Genomic DNA, 3755 nt, shown 5'->3' on the forward strand with positions numbered 1-3755 from the left:
GGGTTGCCATGGTGGCGATACTTCTCGCGCCAGCGGCACCATGGCTGATATTGTGCAGTTCATGAACCTGACTGCGCAATACCGTTCGCCTGCCGTCTGGCCTGTCAGGCCGACTTTTCCAGTATTTATAACTGCTGCGATGAACTCTGAACACGTGGCAGAGTGTGGCCACAGGATAATGCGCTCTGAGTTTCCCGATTAACGAGAACTGTTCAGGGAGTCTGACATCAAGAGCGCTGTAGCCTTTTTTAATATTTCGTTTTCCATTTCAATGCGTTGTACCTTCTTCTTGAGCTCACGTATTTCGATTTGTTTCGGGGTTATGGGAGAGGCTTTTGGCGTTTTCCCCTGTCGCTCATCACGCAGTTGTTTTACCCATTTCGTCATCGTAGAAAGGCCGACGTCCATGGCTTTTGCTGCTTGCGCGGCGGTGTAATTTTAGTCGACAACCAGTTGAGCGGACTCGCGTTTAAATTCAGGACTAAAATTTTTTCTTTTCATTGGTGCACCCGTGTTGTTCTGAGGTGAGCATATCACCTCTGTTTAGGTGGCCAAATTCAATGTGCCACTACAATTGATGCATACCGCAAGACAGTCGAAGAAAAAATGATTGTTGCTGCATTGCCCTTCACGGATATACGGGCCGAGGGCGCTAAAACCTTTCAATACTTTGCCCCGGGGATGCCCACTCACTAACGCCATGCTATAACCTCACTTTGCTTATTGTTCACCTTAAGGAGCAAACAAACGGTAGTGCTATATTAACGTTTCAAATTGTTTTCAGTCAGCAGCTGATTTGTGTTAACGCCAGATGGAAATTGCGGTATAGCAGTGATGAATTAATCGGCAATAACTTACCCGCCCTCGAGGAAGAGACAATCAGCTGCGTCTCGGCAGGCAAGCAAAAGGGATCGTCGGGCCAGCAGCCCGCCAGCATCGGCATCGGACAATGACGGCCGAGCAACCCTTGCACTTTGAGTGAATAGCTGTTCAGCTCGGTTTTCAGCGCACCGTCAGCCACGCCGGCCATGCCAATGCGGCTGGCCAGCACATCAAGGTACATATCCGGTGCGCCGTCCTGTCTTTGGCTGTCGGTCAGTAACGCATGCACGACCGGACCGAGGCTTGCGACGCCTCCGAGCCGCTGCGGTTCCAGGTAGGCGAGCTTGACCGCGATGTTGGCGCCGAAGCGGAAACCGAAAGTGCTGACGCGGCGCTGGCCAACTTAGGGGACGGCATCCAGACCGCGCAACACTTGCTGGTGTAAAAAACTTGTGTCCTGACTGAGTTTCCATTTAGCGTTAGCGGAAAAGCCGATGGAGGGCATATCGATGGTCAGCATCGCCAGGCCCACCGGGGCGAAGTAATCGTGAAACAGTCAATAGGTATCGTTTTGCAACATATCCAGACTGCCGCAAACCAGCACCGTCGGATAGGGCGTCTGCCCCGTCGGCGGCAGATGCAAGAAACCGGTCACATTGCCGCCGCCGATCGGGAAATCCAATTGTTTGATTTCATGCGGCAGGTGTTTGGCCGCCTCTTCCCAGGCGTGATTGGCCAGCGTCTGCGCCTGCTCCGCCAGTTATATCACCTTTCAAATGCGGATAACTCCGCCTGTAGCCAGTCGCGCGCCACGGTAGCGCCGTCAACGCCTTCCAGTGCGCGCTGCTGCCAGACCATCCCCTGTGATGAGACCATTCGTAGATCCAATTGCCGCCGCGGTAGCCTATGACGGTATCCAGCAACCGATCGTTAGTGTGGGGCGCGCGACTCGCGGCGATACGCGCCAGGACCTCCTTGATCTTCCAAGGATCGATGCCGCGCCAAATCCACATCAGACGATTGATTAACCGGTACCAGTTGCCGGGATTGGCCACGTCTAACGACGACATTATTCTGTTTTGGCCGTCATGACCGACGCGGGCCACCAGCGTGGAGGTTTCACGGTGTTTAACCGAGGGTTTGAAATGGGGTTTCGCTCAGATTGTTACCTGCCATCGAGCATCGTCTCCAAAGACGGGGTCTGGAAATGCCAGAACGATGCCTACAAGGTTAACCATTCAGCCCACAAAAAAACAAACGCCCGGCGACGCCGGGCGTCAAATAAACGGCTAACCGCTGCCGTTCAATGGCACCCTGGGGGACTCAACAGAGCCGATGCGGCCGCCCATCGCGCGTCTCGGGTGCCGGCAAAGACAGACAGCCGCGGTGCGGGATAAGGCGAATCTGCGCCCGGCGCCAGATGTAACCGCTCCCAGTCTTGGCGCAGCAGACAGGCTATTTGCCCGCCAGCGGCGGCACAAACACTACGTTCATATCCCAGGGCTGCTCAATCCAGGTATTTTGCGGAATATCGATAATATAGTCATCCACCAGCGGACGGCCGGCAGGTTTGGCAAAAATGGTGACGAAGTGCGCCTTGGGGTACATCTCGCGAATGGCTCTAGCGGTGCCGCCGATATCCACCAAATCGTCAACCACGATAAACCCTTCGCCGTCCCCTTCCGCCCGTTTTAACACGTTCAGGTCGCGTTGATTGTCGTGGTCATAACTGGCGATGCATACAGTATCCACGTGGCGGATCCCCAACTCGCGTGCCAGCAAAGCGCCGGGCACCAGGCCGCCGCGGCTGACCGCGATAATCCCTTTCCACTGTTCAGCGGGCAGCAGGCGTTTAGCCATAGTACGCGCGTGGATTTGCAACACGTCCCAGGTAACGACGTATTTTTCGCTCATAAATTCAGTCCCAGCCGGCTTGGGTCGGCTTAAAAAGTCTCAGGTGGAAAAAGGTTGCGCGAGATTATAGAGACGCAGCCGCCCAAATACCAGTACCCCCCCCTTTTTAACCTCAGTTTTGCCCTCAGGTAAAGTAAAGTGATATCCTTGGTAGACTAGGGTTGCGACGCCGCCGGCCGTCCACCGCCGCCAGCGCGGTTTTTACGATATCACAGGAGTTTTTTACTGTATCTGAATCGTCTCAACTTACGCCTCAGCCGCTGTGGGATCTTTTCGCCAACATTCGTTCAATCTCACATCCGTCCTACCATGAGGAAGCGCTGGCCGTGCACATCGTGCAATGGGCGCAGGACAAGGGCCTGTTCGCCGAACGCGACCACAGGCGGGCAATAGCCTCATTCGCAAGCCGGCGACGCCGGGTTATGAAAATCGCTGTCCAGTGGCGATGCAGGCGCATCTGGATATGGGGCCGCAGAAAAACAGCGATACCCAGCATGATTTCACCTGGGATCCCATCCAGCCATGAGTAGACGGCGAATGGGTCAAGGCGCGCGGCACCACGCTCGGCGCCGATAACGGCGTCGGCATGGCGTCGGTGCTGGCGGTGCTGGCCGACGACAGCCTGGAGCATGGTCCGCCGGAAGTGCTGCTGACCATGACCGAGGAACCCGGTATGGAGCGCGCTTTCGGGCTGCAGCCCGGCTGGCTGTAGTGGTCAACTAAAACGGGCCACCGCGTTAGCGTTTTTCCAGTATCTATTTTCTAATTCGTTTGGTGGCAACCCACCATCATATTCATGCGGCCTGAGTGCGCTGTAATATCCCACGATATAATCGGTAATTTCATGAGCTGCTTCGCTGAAGCTTATGTAGCCCGTTACCGGTATCCACTTGTTTTTCAGACTTCCGAAGAAGCGCTCCATCGGACTGTTATCCCAACAATTACCCCGCCGACTCATGCTTTGTTTGATCCGGTAACGCCACAGCAACTGTCGGAACTGCCTGCTCGTATAGTAGCTA

The 3755-nt window shown here is 55.0% G+C and carries 3 protein-coding genes and 4 pseudogenes; 1 reads left to right on the forward strand and 6 read right to left on the reverse strand.

Features of this window, described 5'->3' with window-relative positions:
• From ACTBDU_RS16125 to gpt, 5 genes and pseudogenes are all read right to left on the reverse strand, one after another.
• Positions 1 to 501 (reverse strand): annotated as a pseudogene (locus ACTBDU_RS16125) (transposase); the annotation flags it as partial.
• Positions 502 to 573: 72 nt separating this feature from the next.
• Positions 574 to 702 (reverse strand): annotated as a pseudogene (locus ACTBDU_RS16130) (Crl family RNA polymerase assembly factor); the annotation flags it as partial.
• An 82-nt stretch (positions 703 to 784) separates the two neighbouring features.
• A pseudogene (locus ACTBDU_RS16135) lies at positions 785 to 1582 on the reverse strand (alpha/beta hydrolase).
• Positions 1515 to 1928, reverse strand: a complete 414-nt coding sequence (locus ACTBDU_RS16140; RefSeq protein WP_438807179.1) for an alpha/beta hydrolase — start codon at positions 1926 to 1928, stop codon at positions 1515 to 1517. Before ACTBDU_RS16140 ends, ACTBDU_RS16135 begins: the two are co-directional and overlap by 68 nt.
• 349 nt (positions 1929 to 2277) lie before the next feature.
• The gene (gene gpt / locus ACTBDU_RS16145) at positions 2278 to 2736 is read right to left on the reverse strand and encodes a xanthine phosphoribosyltransferase (protein WP_438807180.1); all 459 of its coding nucleotides are present in this window, start codon (positions 2734 to 2736) and stop codon (positions 2278 to 2280) included.
• 206 nt (positions 2737 to 2942) lie between these two features.
• On the opposite strand from gpt, the pseudogene ACTBDU_RS16150 reads away from it, so the two are divergent.
• A pseudogene (locus tag ACTBDU_RS16150) lies at positions 2943 to 3445 on the forward strand (cytosol nonspecific dipeptidase); the annotation flags it as partial.
• 6 nt (positions 3446 to 3451) lie between these two features.
• Here ACTBDU_RS16150 and ACTBDU_RS16155 read toward each other — a convergent pair.
• The coding region (locus ACTBDU_RS16155) for an integrase core domain-containing protein (RefSeq protein WP_438807181.1) at positions 3452 to 3755 on the reverse strand (304 nt) is incomplete at its 5' end.

It is taken from the genome of Sodalis sp. (in: enterobacteria) (assembly GCF_051710625.1).
Classification (GTDB): domain Bacteria; phylum Pseudomonadota; class Gammaproteobacteria; order Enterobacterales; family Enterobacteriaceae; genus JBPESN01.

Coding starts and splice junctions, on each gene's coding strand:
- gpt (WP_438807180.1), bottom strand. CDS start 2,736: ATGAGCGAAAAATACGTCGTTACCTGGGACGTGTTGCAAATCCACGCG.